Origin of the sequence: Xanthomonas translucens pv. undulosa, assembly GCF_017301775.1 — a bacterium.
Taxonomy (GTDB): Bacteria; Pseudomonadota; Gammaproteobacteria; order Xanthomonadales; family Xanthomonadaceae; genus Xanthomonas_A; species Xanthomonas_A translucens.
The window spans coordinates 415404-432879 of the sequence record NZ_CP063993.1 but is presented as its reverse complement, the minus strand read 5'-3'; the positions used below and the strand labels follow the sequence as shown (position 1 = coordinate 432879).

Sequence of the window (17476 nt, the reverse complement as noted above, 5' to 3'; positions counted from 1 at the left end):
GCGCATGGCGGCGGCTCCGGCGGCGTGCTTGCGGGCGCGGCGGGCGACGCGCCCGTGCCGTTGCAGTTCGCCCGCCGCTGCGGCGCCGGTTTGACAAGCGGCCTGCGCGCAGGCTGAAGTGCGCGCCTCAGGACCAGGAGGGAAGGGAATGCGTTCACTGCCGATCTTGCTGTCGTCGTTGTTGTTGGCAGGGTGTGGGGCCGCGGACACGCCGGGTACGCCGTCCGCGCCGACAGTTGCCGCGGCCAAGGCCTCTGCCACGCGCGACACCACGGTCGCCGCTGCGGCGGACGTGCCGGAGTTCCCGGCCATTCCGCTGATCGTGGTCCCGGAAATCCTCGGGGTGACGCCTGCGCAGCGCGCGCTGGAAGCCTCGATGAAGGGCGCGCTGGATCCGATCCAGGGGGGCAGCATCGCGCCGGCGCGCTGCGGCACAGATGGCGTGCTGGTCAACGATGCCGGCATCACCGGCGTCGATGCGCAGGGCAATCTGCTGCGCAACGGTGAGAACGGCCTGTTCAAGATCAACGCCGACGGCAGCGGCACCATCAACGGCAGCGTCGGCGACGGCGAGATCGTGCGCGTGCAGGCGGATGGATCGGGCAGCTACAACGGCCCGGTCGGCCTGATCACGCTGGACGGCCGGGGCGCAGGCACCTGGAACGGCGGCAGCGGCCTGATCCAGAACAATGGCGACGGCAGCGGCACCTGGAACGGCCGCGAAGGCCTGCTGACCATCAATGCCGATGGCTCAGGGACCTGGAACGGCGAGCAAGGCTTGATTCGCAACAACGGTGACGGCACCGGCATGATCGGCACACCCGGGCGCAAGGTGGCGATGGCGCCGCTGCCTAAGGTGCCGCCGGCCGGGCGCTTTCCGTCGTTGCGCAAGTTCGCCCCGCCCGGCGCGCCCTGCGGCTACCTGATCACCTTGAACGACCGCGTGCTGTTCGACTTCGACAAGTCGCAGATCCGTGCCGATGCCGCAACGGTGCTCGACACGCTGGCTACCGCGCTCGGCACCGTGCAGGCGCGCGACCTGGAAGTGGGCGGGCATACCGACAGCAAGGGCGGCGACGACTATAACCAGGCCTTGTCCGAACGCCGTGCCGCGGCGGTGCCCAAGGCGTTACGTGCACGCGGACTGGCGCTGCAGGCGTCCGCCAAGGGGTACGGCGAATCGCGTCCGGTGGCGCCGAACCAGTTGCAAGGCCAGGACAATCCCGCCGGACGGCAGTTGAACCGGCGCGTGGAGATCTTCGTCAGAACCTGAGCGCGGTGCGCGCTGCGCGGTACGCGGTCCGGCCGCGAGCGGCCGGCCGCGTGGCGTCGGCACGCTCAGTTGCCGGCGATCTGATTGTCGCGGCTGTAGTCCTGGACTTGCGCGGTGCCGGTTTGCTGGGTGAGCTGGTTCTTGCTGCCGTGCAGGGTCACCGAGCCGATGGCGATCGCGCGCAGCTGGTTTTCGTCGCTCGGTACCGCCAGCGTCTCGATGCGGCCCATCTGCAGGTTGCCGTGGCGGCCGAACAGCTCGACATTCTTGGTGTCGCTGCTCATGACCACCTGCACGTTGTCGCCGACCACGCGCACGCCTTCGGCGTGCTCGATCTGCAAGGTGCCGTTCGCGCCCAGCAACGCGATCATGCCGCACTGTCCGCGCAGCACGAGCCTGGCATCGCGGCCGGTGATGTCCAGGTTGTGGCCGTCGCAGTCGATCGTGCCGCTGGTCGAGGTCACCATCAGCGTCGGACGTTCGCCGTCCGGCTGGCCGTTGGCCTGCGCGTCGCTCGTCGCCTGTGCCGACATGCTGGGGACTGCTGGCACCGGCGCGATCGGTGCCACGGCGGGCGTGGCGGCGGCAGGCGCGGCCGCTGCAGGTGTGGCCGCAACGGCGGCATCGCTGCCGGAGGGCGAGGGCTGCTGTGTACAGGCTGCCAACGCTAGCAACGGCAGGCAGAGAAACAAATTCGGCGTCATCGCATCTCTCCTTGTCGTGGTTCGAAGGCGGTGTTGCCGCGTCGGCGAAGGGGGCGGCGCGTCTGGCTCAGATCGCGCGCGCCAGGCGCTCGGCCAGGCCGATGTAGCCGCCCGGGGTCAGCGCCCGCAGGCGTCGCTTGGCGTCCTCCGGCAATTCCAGGGTTTCGACGAAGGCCTGCATCGAGGCGGCGGTGATGCCCTGGCCGCGGGTCAGCGCCTTGAGCTGCTCGTACGGGTTGGGCAGGCCGTGGCGGCGCATCACCGTCTGCACCGCTTCGGCCAGCACTTCCCAGGCCGCGTCGAGGTCGCCGTCCAGGCGCTCGGGATTGACGGTCAGCTTGCCCAGGCCCTTGGCCAGCGAATCCAGCGCCACCTGGCTGTGACCGAACGCGGTGCCGAGCGCGCGCAGCACGGTGGAGTCGGTGAGGTCGCGCTGCCAGCGGCTGATCGGCAGTTTGGCGCTGAAATGTTCGAACAGCGCATTGGCGATGCCGAAGTTGCCTTCGGCGTTCTCGAAGTCGATCGGGTTGACCTTGTGCGGCATGGTCGAGGAACCGACTTCGCCTTCCTTGAGCTTCTGCTTGAAGTAGCCCAGCGAGATGTAGCCCCAGATGTCGCGGGCCAGGTCGATCAGGATGGTGTTGGCGCGGCGCGTGGCGTCGCCGAGTTCGGCGATGTTGTCGTGCGGCTCGATCTGGGTGGTATAGGGATTGAACACCAGGCCCAGGCCCTCGACGAAGCGCTGCGCGAACGCCTGCCAGTCCACGTCCGCATAGCTGGCGACATGCGCGTTGTAGTTGCCGACCGCGCCGTTGATCTTGCCGGTCAGCTCGACCGCGGCGATCTGCCGGCGCTGGCGCTGCAGGCGCGCGACCACATTGGCGATCTCCTTGCCCAGGGTGGTCGGCGAGGCGGTCTGGCCGTGGGTGCGCGACAGCATCGGCTGTGCGGCCTGCGCATGCGCCAGCGCGCGCAGCGAGGCGATGACGCCGTCCAGCGTCGGCAGCAGCACCTCGCGCCGTGCCTGCTCCAGCATCAGCCCGTAGCTGAGGTTGTTGATGTCCTCGCTGGTGCAGGCGAAATGCACGAATTCCAGCGCCGGGCCGAGTTCGGCGTCGTCCTTGAGCTGCTCCTTGATGAAGTACTCCACCGCCTTGACGTCGTGGTTGGTGGTGCGCTCGATCTGCTTGACCCGCGCCGCGTGCTCCACGCCGAAACCGTCGGCCAGCGCGCGCAGCCGCTGCGTGGCCGCGGCCGAAAACGCGGGCAGCTCGGCGATGCCCGGTTCGGCGCCCAGCGCCAGCAGCCATTCGATCTCCACCTTCACCCGCGCCTTGATCAGGCCGTATTCGGAGAAGATCGGCCGCAGGGCATCGACCTTGCCGGTGTAGCGGCCATCGAGCGGGGACAGGGCGAGCAGGGCGGAATCCGACATGGGCAGGGGCAGGGCGGCAGCGGTGGGGCGGCTATTCTAGCCGGCCGCGCACCGGCCATGCCGTGCCGCCGGCCGCCGGACGTCGGCGTGCAGCGGCGCAGACGGGCAGGTGGACGCGACCGCCGCGCCGCGCCGAAGCCCTGTTGCGCGGCCGTGGGCGCGCTGGCGCTGGAGTAACGCGAGTTGCTACACTGTGCGCCTGTAACCGTTTTCAACAAGGACGTACTCGCATGACTTCCCGCTTCCGCCTGGCTGCGCTGGCCGCTGCCGTTTGCGTTTTCCTGGTCGCCTGCGGCGGCAAGCCCTCGGCCACGCCAGCTGCCCCGGCCGACGGCAAGGCGCCTGCCGACCAGGCCGCGAGCGATCCGCACGAGGCGCTGACCAGCAAGCTCAACGCATATATCGAGTGCTTCAACAAGGTCGATGCGGACATCCATCGCGGCGCCCAGTCCTATGTCGGCTGGATGAAGGAGCCCGCCGCCGGCCCGACCGGCAAGGAAACCAGCGTCTACGGGCCTGCCAAGATCGACCAGTACGACATGAAGGCCTGCGATGCGCCGATGCTGCAGGCAGCCGCCGCCAAACCGCTGCTGCCGGCCCTGGATGCGGCCGCGAAGCGTTATCTGGCTGCGTTGAAGACGCTGCAGCCGCTCGGCAACCAGGTGCGCGATTACTACGAGCGCGAGGACTATCAGGACGACGGGTTCGCCAAGGGCAAGCAGCTGCATGCGCCGCTGATGGCCGCCCTGTCCGAGTTCGCCGAGGCGAGCCATGCGTTCAGCGCCGAACTGGATGCGCAGAACGACGCCGCGCAGCGCGAGCAGTTGAAGGCGATGGAGCAGGCCGAAGGCCGCACCCGCGACTTCTACCGGCTGTCGATGATGCTCGAGGCCAAGGACATCGTCGCCCTGTTGCAGGAGGACGCGTTCGATACGGCCAAGGCCACCGCCTTGCTCGACCGCTTCAACACGCTGTCCGACGAGGCCCACGCCAAGGTCGCCGAGCAGGAACCGGGCAAGCTGGACTGGAACAGCTTCGAGACCGCCGCGGAGAACTTCCGCAAGGAAGGCAAGGCGCGGATCAAGCGGGTCGTCGAAAAGACCCCGTACAGCCGCATGGAACAGGGCTGGCTCGACAACCCGACGCTGGCACCGGAAGGCTCGCCGGGACGGCTGCTGAAGACCTACAACAACCTGGTCTTCCAGAGCAACCGCCAGTAACCGCGGGTCGCGGCGGCCGGCTGCAACGCCGCCGCCGTTGCGCCTGGATCGGGAACCCGGCCGCGCGGCGATGTCGTGTCGGGCGCTGCGCCGCCCCTCCAGGCCTTGCTAACAACCCTTGGCGCACACTGCTGACGCCGGGCGCTGTGCCGCGGATAATGTCTAAGCCAGCCGCAGCTCCGCCAGCCTGCCTTCCCGGACGTCCCTCGCGACAGGGCCGGGTGAATTCCTTTTATGCAGATGTGGAGAGTGCGCAATGAGCGACACATTCAGGGTCGAGCACGACAGCATGGGCGAGTTGCAGGTGCCGGCCGAGGCGCTGTGGGGCGCCCAGACCCAGCGTGCGGTGCAGAATTTCCCGGTGTCCGGGCAGCCGATGCCGCGCGGCTTCATCCGCGCGCTGGGTCTGATCAAGGCCGCTGCGGCCGGGGTCAATGCCGACCTGGAACTGCTGCCCAAGGCCGTGGCCAAGGCGGTGCAGGCGGCCGCACTGGAGGTGGCCGACGGCAAGCACGACGCGCACTTCCCGATCGACGTCTACCAGACCGGCTCGGGCACCTCGTCCAACATGAATGCCAACGAGGTCATCGCCACGCTGGCCTCGCGCGCGGCCAAGCCCGCCGCGCCGGCGGTGCATCCGAACGATCACGTCAACCTGGGCCAGAGTTCCAACGACGTGGTGCCGACCGCGATCCGCGTCTCCGCCCAGCTGGCCACCCAGGAACAGCTGCTGCCGGCGTTGAAGCACCTGCGCAAGGTCATCGACAAGCGCGCCAGGCAACTGGACAAGGTGGTCAAGACCGGCCGCACGCACCTGATGGATGCGATGCCGCTGACCTTCGGCCAGGAATTCGGGGCGTGGTCGGCGCAATTGTCCTCGGCGCAGGAGCGGCTCCAGGACAGTCTCAAGCGGCTGCGCCGGCTGCCGTTGGGCGGCACCGCGATCGGCACCGGGATCAACGCCGATCCGCGCTTCGGCGGCAAGGTGGCCAAGGCCCTGTCGGCGCTGACCGGCAGCAAGTTCGGCAGCGCCGACAACAAGTTCGAAGGCCTGGCCGCGCAGGACGATGCGGTGGAGCTGTCCGGCCAGCTCAATGCACTGGCGGTGGCGCTGATCAAGATCGCCAACGACCTGCGCTGGATGAATGCCGGGCCGCTGGCCGGCCTCGGCGAGATCGAATTGCCGGCGTTGCAGCCGGGCAGCTCGATCATGCCGGGCAAGGTCAATCCGGTGATTCCCGAGGCCACGGTGATGGTCTGCGCGCAGGTCATCGGTCACCACACCGCGATCACCGTGGCCGGGCAGACCGGCAACTTCCAGTTGAACGTGGCGCTGCCGCTGATCGCGGCCAACCTGCTGGATTCGATCAAGCTGCTGGCCAACGTGTCGCGGCTGCTGGCCGATGCGGCGATCGCCGGGCTGAAGGTGCGCGAGGATCGGGTCCGCCAGACCCTGCACCGCAATCCGATCCTGGTCACCGCGCTGAATCCGATCATCGGCTACGAGAAAGCCGCAGCGATCGCCAAGCGCGCCTACAAGGAGAACCGCCCGGTGCTGGAGATCGCGCTGGAGGACAGCGGCCTGGGCGAAGCCGAACTGCGCAAGCTGCTCGACCCGGCGGCGCTGACCAAGGGCGGCATCCACGCCGGTGCGGGCGGTGGCGGCTGAGGCGTGGTGCCCCGGCGTGGTGCGGCGGTGCCGTGCCATGCGCGGCAGGCGTATCGCGTTTGGAGCGGATCTAGGGAGCCGACAGGCCGTCGCCCGAGGCGTAAACCGGAGCCGCTGGACGAGCTTCCGGCAGATCGGCCAGTCAGCCGCAACACAGTTCCGAAACGTACACCTTCATGGCTTCGCGCGTCGCGGCTGAAGTCGCTCCCACAATTGCCCTATGGGATCGCCCACCTAGATGCACTGTGGGAGGGGCTTGAGCCCCGACGGTATCCGAAGCCGGAACCCTTGTCGCCGTGCTTGTCGCGGCTGAAGCCGCTCCTACCGGGGAGCCTGCAATGGAATGTCCGGGTTCACCGTAGGAGCGGCTTCAGCCGCGACAGGATCCGGCGTTGCACGTCCATCGTCACCGCCAAGGTCGCGACCGATGGCGTGTGTGCGGCGGGCGCCAGCTACTTCAGCGCCGCTCCGCCTGCAGGTTGCCGAAGCTTTCCTGGTAGGGCTGCAGCGACGGGATATCGTGCAGCACCGCGCTCTGCAGGGCGCTGATTTCAGGCGTGGTGGCAAAGCCGACCGAGCGCATGTTCGGATCAGGCGCGGCGGTTTCCAGGGTGCGTTGGCGCTGCATCTGCAATTGCATGAACAGCTGTTGCAGCTGGGTGCGCTGCGCCTGCGGCAGCGGCAGTTCGATGTCGTCGATGCGCAGGCTGCCGTCGGGGCCGATCGAGGCGTTGGCGGCCGGCGCGCGGCGCAGCATCACGCTCATGCTGTCCACCGACACGCGCGGCTTGCCGCGCTCGGCGCGCGAGGACGCGGCGGCGCCGTCGCGCGCGCCGCACGCCGCCAGCAGCAGGCACAGCGCGATCAGGGAAAACCAGGCGACTAGCGTCTTCTTCATTGATCGATTCAAAGCAGGAGGGTCCCGGCCATTTTAGGCCGGGAACGGCGCAATTACTTGACCGATTTGTCGCAGTCGCTGATGTCGCTGGCATCGAGGCTGGCATAGGGGCGGAATGCCGGCAGCTGCTGCGCCAGCGTGTCCTGTGCCTGGCGCAGCGTCGCCACCTGCGCGCAGATCTTCAGCGCTTCCTGCTTGAGCTTCTCGGCCTGCGCCTCGATGTGCTCGCCGACATGCTCGGTGTTGCCGCTGATGACCCCGGCCAGCGCGTCGCCTGCCGCTTTCACGCCCAGCGCGGCGCCTTGCTTGCCGACCTCCAGGCCCTGCATGCCGACCGCGCCGAGCTGCGCGCGGTAGGCCACCAGCAAGGCGTGCTGCTCGGCGCTGAGCGCGACCTGCTTGCCGTCGATCAGCAGGTCGCCGCTACGGGTGATGGTCGCCGGCGGCTGGCCGGAGACCTTCAGGGTGATGTCGCCGTTGTCGAAGCTCAGGCTGCGCGCGCTGGGCGTGTTGCTGGTCGTCCGGTCGGACTGCGGCGTCGAGGGCTGGCAGGCGTCCAGGGCCAACAGCGCGATCAGGGCAATGCCGGCCAACGGCAGGGAACGATGCTGCATGGGTGTGTCCTCGATCGAAGCGAGAAGGGAAGGCCGCAGCTCAGCGCGGCTTGGGCACGTTGACGCTGCCGCGCACGCCGCTGTGGTGGATGTCGCCGCTACCGACCCGCTCCACGCTGAGGTTGCCGCCGACGCCGCTGACTTCCAGGTCGCCGGAGCCGATCGATTGCAGCGCCACGTTGCCGCTCACGTCGCTCAGCTGCGCATCGCCGGAGCCGATGCTGCCGATCTGCAGCGCGCCGCGCACGCCGTGCACGGTCAGGTCGCCGGAGCCGACCGTGCCGATCTTGACGTCGCCGCCGACCTGGCTGGCCTTGACGTCGCCCGAGCCCAGCGTCGGCAGGCTGAGGCTGCCGATGTCGCGCAGCTTGATGTCGCCCGATCCCACCGTGACGCTGACCGCGCCGCGCACGCCGTGCGCATGCAGGTCGCCGGAGCCGACCGTGGCGTCGAGCGCGGCCACGCCGCCGATGTCGGCATCGCCGGAGCCCAGCCGCAACTGCACCGCCAGGGAACTCGGCACGCTGCCGGCCAGGTCCAGGTAGGCGTAGCGGGTGCCCGAACTGATGCCGTGGATCTTGCCGTCGTGCTGCAGGGTCACGATCAGCGTGTCGCCTTCGCGGCGCTGGCGCACGGTCAATTCCTTGAGCATGTCCGCATCGGAGGCGCAGGCGCGGCCGTGCAGTTCGAATGCGGCACTGCTAGCGCCGGTGAGCTTGAGGTTGTTCTGCTGCGCATCGAAGATCACATTCTTGGCGCTTGCCAGGTCCAGTTTCAGGTTGCGCGGCTCGGAATGCCGGCATTCATCGGCCAGGGCGAGGGCAGGGACCAGCAGCAGTGCGGATAGCAGCGAGGTCTTGCGCATCATCGTGAACTCCATATGCAAAGAGGGAATCGGGAAAGGGACGACGGGATGGCGGTGCGGATCAGGCTTCGTCGCGCCAGCGGCGCAGGTAGATCGCCGCGACGATGAAGGCCATGCCGAACGCCGCGCCGATCCAGATGTCGGCGCTCTGGAAGATGCGCCAGCCATCGCTGAGCTGGATCGCGTTGGCCAGGTCCTGTGCGCCGTCGATCTGCACCGGCGGCGCGCTTTCGCTGAGCACCGGCAGCCAGGTGCCGGGCAGCACGCTCAGCAGGCCGCGGTAGACCACCGTGTACCAGATCGCGTTGTGGTTCACGTGCAGCATCGGCAGGATGCCCATCATGCTCGCCATCACGCAGCCCAGGATCGGGATCAGCACCGCCCACAGGAACGGTTTGGTGCGCGCCCAGGCCGAGCAGAACATCAGCCAGCCGATGGTCGGCAGCGACCACATCACATAGATCGGCAGGTTCGACAGCACCCCGCCGATGATGCGCAGCGGATGCGAGTGGGTGAACACCGCGCTGCTCTGGCTGATGCCGTTGACCGACAGGGTCAGCGCGGTGACCAGCCACAGGCAGAGGCCGATCAGCAGGCCGATGCCGATCGCCACGATCGGCGCCAGCAGCAGCGCCCAGGCGGCCTTGGACAGCACCGTGTTCAGATCCGACAGCGGCAGCGATTTCCAGAACAGCACGCTGCGGTCGCGGCGGTCGTCGTACAGCGAACCCAGCGCGTAGAAGAACACCACGAAGCCGAGCACGACGCAGGCCAGGACCACGCCGGCCAGCATGGTGCCGTCGCCGACCGCGCCGATGATCTCGTGCAGCTTCTCCGGGCCGCCGTCGACATGGAAGCCGTTGTCGTCGCCGCGACCGGCCACGGTGCCGATCAGCGCGAGCAGCGCGTACAGCACGGTGATCACGCTGCCGGCGATGACCGGCGCCCACAGGAAGCCGCCGCGGTGTTCCCAGAACTCGCGCTTGAGCAGCCACTTGAAGCTGGTCAGCGCGGAAATCTGCTTGGCAGGTGCGTTCATGCGTAGGTCCCCTTCATGATGGCGACGAACAGGTCGGCCAGGCCGGGAGTGCGGGTTTCGCCGAGCGCGGCCAATTGCGCCTGCGGCACGCCGTCGTACAGGAACACGGTCTTGCCGAACGGCAGGCCGCGCTCGTCGATCGGCTGCAGCGCGCGCGCCGCGTCGATGCGTTCGGCCGGCACCAGCAGTTCGGTGTAGCGCGTGGCCATGTGCTCCATGTCGGCGCTGAGCACGATGCGGCCGTCGCGGATGAACAGCACGTCGGTGAGGATGTGCTCGATCTCCTCGACCTGGTGGGTGGTGATGATGATGGTCTTCTGTTCGTCGAAGTAGTCTTCCAGCAGGCGCTGGTAGAACTCCTTGCGGTACAGGATGTCCAGGCCCAGGGTGGGTTCGTCGAGCACCAGCAGGCGCGCGTCGATGGCCATCACCAGCGCCAGGTGCAGCTGCACGATCATGCCCTTGGACATTTCGCGCACGCGCAGCTTCGGGGTGAGCTTGGTGTTGGCCAGGAAGCGCTCGCACTTGGCGCGGTCGAAGCGCGGATGCACCCCGGCGACAAAGTCGATCGCCTCGCGTACCCGCATCCAGCGCGGCAGCACCGCCACGTCGGCGATGAAGCACACGTCGTTCATCAGGTCGTTGCGCTGCTTGCGCGGGTCCATGCCCAGCACGCGCAGTTCGCCCTCGACCGCGGTCAGGCCGAGCACCGCTTTCAAGGCGGTGGTCTTGCCGGCGCCGTTGGGACCGATCAGGCCGACGATCCGGCCCGGCGCGATCGCGAAGGAGATATCGGCCAGCGCCGGCTTGTGGTTGTAGGTCTTGCGCAGCGAGCGCGCGGAGACGACGGATTCGGATGCGGCGACAGCGGCAGTCATGGTGTTTTCCCCGGTGGCAACAAGTCTTCCAATGTCAGGCCCAGGCGCTGGATCCGTTCCAGTACCAGAGGCCACTCTTCGTTGAGGAAGCGGTCGCGTTCGCTGCCGCGCAGCTTCCTGGCCGCTTCCTCGGTCATGAACATGCCCAGCCCGCGGCGCTTCTCGACCAGGGCCTCGTCGGCCAGTTCCTGGTAGGCGCGCGACACGGTGATCGGGTTGAGCTGGTATTCGGCGGCGACCTGGCGCACCGAGGGCAGCGCGTCGCCAGGCTTGATGATGCCGTCCAGCATCATCGCGATCACGCGATCCTTCAGCTGGCGGTAGATCGGAGCGCCATCGCTCCAGTGGATATCGCTCATGGTCAGCTCCGTGGGCGCAGCGTGTGCGCGAAGGAGAAATAGGGCATCGACAGCGATGCACGCATCCGCCGCACCGGCGCAGGCGCGGCGGGAGGGGCGTGGCTGTCTTCCTGCGGCTCGCTGGCGCCATAATCGGGCGACCGTCCCTGGCTACCTTGGGCGCCGACCCAACTCACCGAGAACAGGGCGCCGACGACGACCATGGCCGGAAGGCTGCGCTGCATGCGTTGGAGGTTCATCGTTTGTCCTGCTCTGGGTGATTGGTGTTGTATTAAAGTATAACACCGCCACACGTGATGTCAACAAGCGACCACCCAACGCATGGCCTAGTGCCTGCGCGTTTCCCTTGCTTCCTTACGGTGCCCTGATGAAACTATCCAAACGCTTGTTTTTCCTCGCGATCCTGGCCGCTGCCGGCACTGTGGGCAGTGCCTGGGCGGCGTCGCTGCTGGACCTGGACTACCGTCCGCTGGCCGGCAAGGACAAGGTGAATCTGAACAATGCCTACGGCGGCAAGGTGCTGCTGGTGGTCAATACCGCCAGCAAGTGCGGCTTCACCCCGCAGTACGACGGCCTGGAACAGCTGCAGCAGCGCTACGCCGCGCAGGGCTTCAGCGTGCTCGGTTTCCCGTCCAGCGACTTCAAGGGCCAGGAGCCCGGCTCGGAGCAGCAGATCCAGGAATTCTGCAAGCTGACCTACGGGGTCAAGTTCCCGATGTTCGAGAAGGTGCATGTGCTCGGCGCCGAGGCGACTCCGCTGTACCAGCAACTGACCAAGGCCACCGGCGTGGCGCCGGGCTGGAACTTCCACAAGTATCTGATCGCGCGCGACGGACGCGTGGTCGCGCAGTTCCCCAGCAAGATCGCGCCGGACGATCCGGCGTTGCGTGCGGCCATCGAACGCGAACTGAAAGCGCCGTCGGGATCACATTGAATCCAGGTCGATATCGTTGCCGCGCATGCGACAATGCGGCCTCTGCGCCATCGCGGCGCCTCTAGTTCACTTCCAGGAACGTAGCGAATGAAGATGGGAATGCGCGGCGCAGTGGCGTCGCTGTTGATGGGGATGGCGGTGGTGGCCGGTGGCGCGTCCGCGCAGGCGCCGGCGGCGGCCAAGCCGGCGGCGTTGGGCAGCGAGAAGCAGAAGGTCAGCTACGCGATGGGCATGGACGTGGCGCGCTCGTTCGAGCCTATCGCCCAGGACATCGATGTGGACGCCATGCAGCGCGCGATCGAGAACGCCTTCAAGGGCGGCAAGCCGCTGCTGTCCGACGAGCAGGCGCAGGCCACCGACACCGCATTGCGCACGCAGATGGCCGCGCGCAGCGGGCAGCCGGTGCCGGGCATAGCGCCGGGCAGCCAGCCGCCGCCGGTGTCCAAGCAGAACGTGGGCCTGATGCTGGGCGACCGCGCGGTCGGCCCGTCGCTGGCGCGGATCCAGAACGAGATCGACCTGGCCACCTTGATGGGCGCGGTGCGTACCGTGTTCGCCAAGGGCGACACCGCGCTGACCCAGGAGCAGGCGACCGCCACGCTGCAGGCGTTCATCGCGTCCAAGCAGGCCGCCGCGGCCACCGAGAACCGCGAGAAGGGCAACGCCTTCCTGGCCCAGAACAAGGCCCAGAAGGGCGTGGTCACTACGCCGTCGGGCCTGCAGTACATGGTGCTGCGCCAGGGCAGCGGCGAACGGCCGATGCCGACCAGCAAGGTGCGGGTGAACTACGAAGGCAAGCTGATCAACGGCGAAGTGTTCGACAGCTCGTACAAGACCGGCCAGCCGGCCGAGTTCTCGCTCAGCCAGGTGGTGCCGGGCTGGAGCGAGGGCGTGGCGCTGATGCCGGTCGGTTCCAAATACCGTTTCTGGATTCCGTCAAACCTGGGCTACGGCCCGCAGGGCACGCCGGGCGGCCCGATTGGCCCGGATGCCATGTTGACCTTCGACGTGGAACTGTTGGGCATCCTTCAATAACCGAAAGGGAGATTACATGCGCGTAGCGATATTCGGCACCGGCTATGTCGGGCTTGTCACCGGAACCTGTCTGGCCGAGGTAGGCCATCACGTGGTGTGCGTGGACATCGACCAAGCCAAAGTGGATGGGCTCAACAAGGGCGTGGTCCCGATCTACGAGCCTGGCCTCTCGCCGATGGTCAAGGCCAATCACGCCGCACGGAGGCTGTTCTTCACCACAGATGCGGCCAGCGCCATCGCGCATGGAGATATCGTGTTCATCGCCGTCGGCACGCCGCCGGACGAGGACGGTAGCGCCGATCTGCAGTACGTGCTGGCGGTGGCCCGTACCATCGGCCAGCACATCCAGGGACCGACCGTGGTGGTCAACAAGTCGACGGTGCCGGTCGGGACCGCCGACAAGGTGCGCGCGGCGATCGCCGCCGAGCTGGACAAGCGCAGCGAGACGATCGAGTTCGACGTGGTGTCCAATCCGGAATTCCTGAAGGAAGGCGACGCGGTCGCCGACTGCATGCGTCCGGACCGCATCGTGATCGGCAGCAGCAAGCCGGGCACCGCTGCGCGCCTGCGCCGCCTGTACGCGCCGTTCAACCGCAACCACGACCGCATCGTGGAGATGGACGTGCGTTCGGCCGAGTTGACTAAGTACGCGGCCAACGCGATGCTGGCGACCAAGATCAGTTTCATGAACGAGATCGCCAACATCGCCGAACGGGTCGGCGCCGACGTGGAGAAGGTGCGCCAGGGCATCGGTTCGGATCCGCGCATCGGCTGGCACTTCATCTACCCGGGTGCCGGCTACGGCGGCTCGTGCTTCCCCAAGGACGTGCAGGCGCTGGCGCGCACCGCGCAGCAGTACGGCCACGAGGCCAAGCTGCTGGACGCGGTGGAAGCCGTCAACGAGGCGCAGAAGGGCCATCTGTACGAGCTGATCCAGCGCCACTACGGCGGCCAGAGCGTGGCCGGCAAGACCTTCGCGGTGTGGGGCCTGGCATTCAAGCCCAATACCGACGACATGCGCGCCGCGTCCAGCCGCCGCCTGCTGGCGCAGCTGTGGGAGGCCGGGGCGACGGTGCGGGCCTACGATCCGGAAGCCACCGAGGAAGCCAAGCGCATCTTCGGCGAACGCGGCGACCTGAGCTTCTGCGAGGACGCCTTCGCGGCGCTGGAAGGCGCCGATGCGCTGGTCGTGGTCACCGAATGGAAGCAGTTCCGCAGCCCGGATTTCACCCGGATCAAGGAACTGCTCGGCGACGCGGTGGTGTTCGACGGCCGCAATCTCTACGATCCGCAGGAAATCGAGACCTTCGGCCTGGCTTACTATGGCATCGGCCGCGGGCGTTCGATCAGTGAAGCATGACTTCTCCACCCAGGATCGATTGCTGGAGAACCGGTTGATCGAGCTGGAGACGCGCCTGTCCTTCCAGGAACAGGCGCTGTCGGAAGTCAGCGATGCGTTGGCCGAGGCGCGAGCCGAAAGCCAGCGCAACGCCACGCTGCTGCGCCACCTGCTCGAAGACCTGGGCAAGGTGCGCAGCACGCTGTATGCCGATGCCGCCGACGAACCACCCCCTCCGCATTATTGATACCGATCCGATCCTGCCACGATGAGCGATACCCTCCGCGACCAGCTGCTGGGCCTGGGCTTCAAGCCTGTGCCGAAACCCGAACGCCCAGAGCGCAATGCCACGCCCGCGCAGCCGGCGCGGGGGCGGCCCGGCCAGCATCCGGGGCAGGCGCACAAGCCGTCAGGCGCGCGTGGCGAACGCCCGCACGCCGCCGGCAAGCCTGGTGGCGCGCGCGCGCATAACGGTGCCGGCCGTCCGCGTGGCGACGGTGCCGCGCGTGCGCACGCGGCAGGCGACGGCCGTGGCCGTCCGCAGGGAGCGGGCCGTCCGCAGGGCGCACCTGGCCAGCAACCGGCACGGCCGCAATCGGCACGGCCGCCGCGCTCGCGCGAGGACATCGATCTGGCCAAGGCCTATGCGATCCGTGCGCAGCGCGAGAAGGACGAGCGCATCGAGGCCGAGCGGCTCAAGCAGGAACAGGCACGGCTGCGCCGCGAGGCGCGGGCCAAGCTCGACGACCTGCTCAAGGACCAGGCGCTGAACCACGCCGAGGCCGACATCGCCCGCCATTTCCCCTATGGCGGCAAGATCAAGCGCATCTACGTCACCGCCGAACAGCTCAAGGCGCTCAATGCCGGCGAGCTTGGCGTGCTGCAGCAGAACGGCCGCTATCTGCTGGTGACGGCGGCGCTGCTGGATCAGGCCGAGGCGATCTTCCCAGCGTCGGTGGCGCTGCGGGTGGATCCGAACGCCACCGCCGAAGAAGATCCCTACGCCGATCCGAAGTACCAGATCCCCGACGATCTGGTCTGGTAAGCATGGCGTTCCCAGGGATGGGGCGCGCAGGCACCGAGCGCCTGCACCCGCCATCGCCCGTGCACGCGGTGGGCGGCTATCTGCCGTATATCGACGGACTGCGTGCGCTCGCAGTGCTGTCGGTCATCGCCTACCACCTGGATCCTGCCTGGCTGCCGGGCGGGTTCACCGGCGTCGATGTGTTCTTCGTGATTTCCGGTTTCGTGGTCAGCGCCTCGCTGCAGCGCTTGCCGGCGGCCGGCAGCTGCGGCGTGTTCGCGCAGTTCTACGCGCGGCGCATGCGCCGCATCGCGCCGGCGCTGCTGGCCTGCCTGCTGGTCACCGCGCTGGCCAGCGGCCTGTTCATCCCCGACTCCTGGTTGAGCCAGACCAGCGCCAAGACCGGGCGGATGGCCTTCGTCGGCCTCAGCAACTGGGTGCTGGCCGCTACCGGCAGCGATTATTTTTCGCCGAAGGCCGAGTTCAATCCGTATACGCATACCTGGTCGCTGGGCGTGGAAGAGCAGTTCTACCTGCTGTTCCCGCTGCTGTTGCTGGCCTGGAACCGCGGCGGCCGCGGCCGCGTGTGGTCGCTGCTGCTGGTGGCGCTGGTCTCGGCCGGCTCGCTGGCGTATGCGCTGCTGCGCAGCCGCGGCGGCGGCGAGGCCGGCGATGCGTTCTATCTGACCACCGCGCGCTTCTGGCAACTGGGCAGCGGCGTGCTGCTGTATCAGGCGCTGGCGCTGAGCGGGCGTTTCGATGGCGGCGCTGCGCCAGCGCCGCGGGCGGCCTGGAACTGGCGTTCGCCGTTGCTGGCGTTGGCGCTGGGCCTGGTCGGCTTCGGGTTGTGGCGCGCGCGCCCCGGGTACTCGCCGTGGCCCGACGGCCTGTGGCCGGTGCTCGGCACGCTGGGCCTGCTGGCGCTGCTGCACGGTGCGCCGGCCGGCTGGATCAAGCGGGCGCTGTCGCAGCGCGCGGCGGTGGCGATCGGCCGCGTCTCGTATTCGCTGTACCTGTGGCATTGGCCGGTCTTCGTGCTGTTCCGCTGGACCGTGGGCCTGGAGTCGGCGTTGGCCAAAGCGCTGGCGCTGCTGCTGGTGGCGGCGCTGGCGATCGCCTCGTACCGCTGGGTGGAATTGCCGTGGCGCAGCGGCCGCATCGGCAGGATGCGCACCCCGGCACGAACCATCGCCGCCGGGCTGGGCCTGATCCTGCTCGCGGCCGGCATGCATGCGCTGCTGCTGGACACGCAGGGCTATTACTCGCTGAGCACGGTGAGCCGGCATCGGCTGGACTGGTACGCGTATGCCAAGGGCATGCGCAAGGAGTTCCCGCATTGCACGCTGAAGACCGGACGGGCGGAGCTGCAGGTCGGCAGCGCCAGGCTGTTCGAGCGCGGCGACTGCGACTTGCATAACCGCGATGGCGGGCAGCTGTTCGTCGCCGGCGATTCGCATGCGCTGGCCTACAACGAACTGCTGCGCCGCTTCGCCTTGGGCAGCGGGGTGGCGGTGCGCCTGTACGGCGTCGGTGGGTGTCCGATCGGCGGCCTGCAGGCCTGGCAGGCGACGCATGCTGGATGTCAGGCGTACGAGCGCAGCACCCTGGCCGACGTGCAGGCGCAGGCGCGCGCCGGCGACGTGCTGTTCCTGCCCGCGCTGCGGCTGCTGCGTCTTGCCGAGCAGACCCAGTTGTTCGACGAGGCGGCGGTGATGTCCGAGCAGGATAGCGCGCAGGCGCAGGCGGTACGCGCAGCTGGCGAGGACGCGGCGGTGGCGCTGCTGCAACCGCTGGCGCAGCGCGGCGTGCGCATCGTGTTCGAAGCGCCCAAGCCGCTGTTGCGCGCGCCGCCGTATCGCTGTTCGGACTGGTTCAACCGCGGCAACGCGATCTGCGCGCGCGCCACGCAGATCCCGCGCGACACGATGGAGCGCTACCGCGCGCCGGTACTGCAGAGCCTGCAGCGGATCGCCGCGCGGCTGCCGCATGCCTCGGTCTGGGATCCGTTGCCAGTGCTGTGCGAGCCGCAGCGTTGCGCCGGCATGCGCGACGGGCATCCGCTGTTCTTCGATGCCGATCACCTCAGCGGCTACGGCAATCGGCTGTTGTTGCCGAGCTTCACCGCACATTTCAAGGCGCTGCAGGCACAATCGGGGGCGACGCCGTGAGCGGCGGCGTCGCCCACTTTCC

18 protein-coding genes are annotated in these 17476 nt (G+C 68.1%); 9 read left to right on the top strand and 9 right to left on the bottom strand.

Features of this window, described 5'->3' with window-relative positions:
* Positions 1–148 precede the first annotated feature (148 nt).
* A complete protein-coding gene (locus ISN38_RS01655; protein WP_058362669.1) occupies positions 149–1273 on the top strand; it encodes an OmpA family protein in 1125 nt (374 codons plus the stop codon).
* Between the two features lie 65 nt (positions 1274–1338).
* Here ISN38_RS01655 and ISN38_RS01650 read toward each other — a convergent pair whose 3' ends face one another.
* Together ISN38_RS01650 and purB are read right to left on the bottom strand one after the other, a co-directional pair.
* Positions 1339–1977, bottom strand: a complete 639-nt coding sequence (locus ISN38_RS01650) for a DUF3060 domain-containing protein (protein ID WP_206712033.1) — start codon at positions 1975–1977, stop codon at positions 1339–1341.
* Between the two features lie 67 nt (positions 1978–2044).
* Entirely contained in the window at positions 2045–3412 is a 1368-nt protein-coding gene (gene purB / locus ISN38_RS01645) for an adenylosuccinate lyase (RefSeq protein ID WP_068873438.1), read from the bottom strand.
* 230 nt (positions 3413–3642) lie between these two features.
* Between purB and ISN38_RS01640 the strand changes: the two genes are divergently transcribed.
* A complete protein-coding gene (locus tag ISN38_RS01640) occupies positions 3643–4632 on the top strand; it encodes a YiiG family protein (RefSeq protein WP_003472433.1) in 990 nt (329 codons plus the stop codon).
* 256 nt (positions 4633–4888) lie between these two features.
* On the top strand, positions 4889–6301 hold the full coding sequence (locus ISN38_RS01635; protein ID WP_206712032.1) for a class II fumarate hydratase: 1413 nt from the start codon (positions 4889–4891) through the stop codon (positions 6299–6301).
* A gap of 457 nt (positions 6302–6758) precedes the next feature.
* Here the strand turns inward: ISN38_RS01635 and ISN38_RS01630 are convergent, their stop codons facing one another.
* Genes ISN38_RS01630 through ISN38_RS01600 form a run of 7 tightly spaced genes read right to left on the bottom strand, consistent with a single transcriptional unit; the run spans position 6759 to position 11193 of the window.
* Positions 6759–7199, bottom strand: a complete 441-nt coding sequence (locus ISN38_RS01630) for a hypothetical protein (RefSeq protein WP_058361307.1) — start codon at positions 7197–7199, stop codon at positions 6759–6761.
* Between the two features lie 53 nt (positions 7200–7252).
* On the bottom strand, positions 7253–7813 hold the full coding sequence (locus ISN38_RS01625) for a DUF2884 family protein (protein ID WP_003472439.1): 561 nt from the start codon (positions 7811–7813) through the stop codon (positions 7253–7255).
* Between the two features lie 40 nt (positions 7814–7853).
* Positions 7854–8681, bottom strand: coding sequence for a GIN domain-containing protein (locus ISN38_RS01620; RefSeq protein ID WP_038239742.1), 828 nt, complete (start codon positions 8679–8681; stop codon positions 7854–7856).
* Between the two features lie 58 nt (positions 8682–8739).
* Positions 8740–9717 (bottom strand): hypothetical protein, encoded by a 978-nt coding sequence (locus ISN38_RS01615; protein ID WP_003472441.1) that lies wholly within the window; start codon positions 9715–9717, stop codon positions 8740–8742.
* Positions 9714–10595, bottom strand: coding sequence for an ABC transporter ATP-binding protein (locus ISN38_RS01610; protein ID WP_003472442.1), 882 nt, complete (start codon positions 10593–10595; stop codon positions 9714–9716). Before ISN38_RS01610 ends, ISN38_RS01615 begins: the two co-directional genes overlap by 4 nt.
* Positions 10592–10954, bottom strand: coding sequence for a GntR family transcriptional regulator (locus tag ISN38_RS01605; protein WP_003481213.1), 363 nt, complete (start codon positions 10952–10954; stop codon positions 10592–10594). Before ISN38_RS01605 ends, ISN38_RS01610 begins: the two co-directional genes overlap by 4 nt.
* 2 nt (positions 10955–10956) lie before the next feature.
* Positions 10957–11193 (bottom strand): hypothetical protein, encoded by a 237-nt coding sequence (locus ISN38_RS01600; protein ID WP_004426582.1) that lies wholly within the window; start codon positions 11191–11193, stop codon positions 10957–10959.
* Positions 11194–11321: 128 nt separating this feature from the next.
* Here ISN38_RS01600 and ISN38_RS01595 point away from each other — a divergent pair, with 128 nt between their 5' ends.
* From ISN38_RS01595 to ISN38_RS01570, 6 genes are all read left to right on the top strand, one after another.
* Positions 11322–11888 (top strand): glutathione peroxidase, encoded by a 567-nt coding sequence (locus tag ISN38_RS01595; RefSeq protein ID WP_038239700.1) that lies wholly within the window; start codon positions 11322–11324, stop codon positions 11886–11888.
* An 87-nt stretch (positions 11889–11975) separates the two neighbouring features.
* The gene (locus tag ISN38_RS01590; protein ID WP_004426584.1) at positions 11976–12923 is read left to right on the top strand and encodes an FKBP-type peptidyl-prolyl cis-trans isomerase; all 948 of its coding nucleotides are present in this window, start codon (positions 11976–11978) and stop codon (positions 12921–12923) included.
* 16 nt (positions 12924–12939) lie between these two features.
* A complete protein-coding gene (locus ISN38_RS01585) occupies positions 12940–14283 on the top strand; it encodes a UDP-glucose dehydrogenase family protein (protein WP_004426585.1) in 1344 nt (447 codons plus the stop codon).
* Entirely contained in the window at positions 14273–14509 is a 237-nt protein-coding gene (locus tag ISN38_RS01580; protein ID WP_003481221.1) for a SlyX family protein, read from the top strand. Before ISN38_RS01585 ends, ISN38_RS01580 begins: the two co-directional genes overlap by 11 nt.
* A 21-nt stretch (positions 14510–14530) precedes the next feature.
* Complete coding sequence (locus ISN38_RS01575; protein ID WP_058195619.1) at positions 14531–15307, top strand: DUF2058 domain-containing protein; 777 nt, start codon at positions 14531–14533, stop codon at positions 15305–15307.
* 2 nt (positions 15308–15309) lie between these two features.
* Positions 15310–17454: an acyltransferase family protein gene (locus ISN38_RS01570; RefSeq protein WP_038239706.1), complete on the top strand. Its 2145-nt coding sequence runs from the start codon at positions 15310–15312 to the stop codon at positions 17452–17454.
* Positions 17455–17476 lie beyond the last annotated feature (22 nt).

Coding starts and splice junctions, on each gene's coding strand:
- ISN38_RS01655 (WP_058362669.1), top strand. CDS start 149: ATGCGTTCACTGCCGATCTTGCTGTCGTCGTTGTTGTTGGCAGGGTGT.
- ISN38_RS01650 (WP_206712033.1), bottom strand. CDS start 1,977: ATGACGCCGAATTTGTTTCTCTGCCTGCCGTTGCTAGCGTTGGCAGCC.
- purB (WP_068873438.1), bottom strand. CDS start 3,412: ATGTCGGATTCCGCCCTGCTCGCCCTGTCCCCGCTCGATGGCCGCTAC.
- ISN38_RS01640 (WP_003472433.1), top strand. CDS start 3,643: ATGACTTCCCGCTTCCGCCTGGCTGCGCTGGCCGCTGCCGTTTGCGTT.
- ISN38_RS01635 (WP_206712032.1), top strand. CDS start 4,889: ATGAGCGACACATTCAGGGTCGAGCACGACAGCATGGGCGAGTTGCAG.
- ISN38_RS01630 (WP_058361307.1), bottom strand. CDS start 7,199: ATGAAGAAGACGCTAGTCGCCTGGTTTTCCCTGATCGCGCTGTGCCTG.
- ISN38_RS01625 (WP_003472439.1), bottom strand. CDS start 7,813: ATGCAGCATCGTTCCCTGCCGTTGGCCGGCATTGCCCTGATCGCGCTG.
- ISN38_RS01620 (WP_038239742.1), bottom strand. CDS start 8,681: ATGATGCGCAAGACCTCGCTGCTATCCGCACTGCTGCTGGTCCCTGCC.
- ISN38_RS01615 (WP_003472441.1), bottom strand. CDS start 9,717: ATGAACGCACCTGCCAAGCAGATTTCCGCGCTGACCAGCTTCAAGTGG.
- ISN38_RS01610 (WP_003472442.1), bottom strand. CDS start 10,595: ATGACTGCCGCTGTCGCCGCATCCGAATCCGTCGTCTCCGCGCGCTCG.
- ISN38_RS01605 (WP_003481213.1), bottom strand. CDS start 10,954: ATGAGCGATATCCACTGGAGCGATGGCGCTCCGATCTACCGCCAGCTG.
- ISN38_RS01600 (WP_004426582.1), bottom strand. CDS start 11,193: ATGAACCTCCAACGCATGCAGCGCAGCCTTCCGGCCATGGTCGTCGTC.
- ISN38_RS01595 (WP_038239700.1), top strand. CDS start 11,322: ATGAAACTATCCAAACGCTTGTTTTTCCTCGCGATCCTGGCCGCTGCC.
- ISN38_RS01590 (WP_004426584.1), top strand. CDS start 11,976: ATGAAGATGGGAATGCGCGGCGCAGTGGCGTCGCTGTTGATGGGGATG.
- ISN38_RS01585 (WP_004426585.1), top strand. CDS start 12,940: ATGCGCGTAGCGATATTCGGCACCGGCTATGTCGGGCTTGTCACCGGA.
- ISN38_RS01575 (WP_058195619.1), top strand. CDS start 14,531: ATGAGCGATACCCTCCGCGACCAGCTGCTGGGCCTGGGCTTCAAGCCT.
- ISN38_RS01570 (WP_038239706.1), top strand. CDS start 15,310: ATGGCGTTCCCAGGGATGGGGCGCGCAGGCACCGAGCGCCTGCACCCG.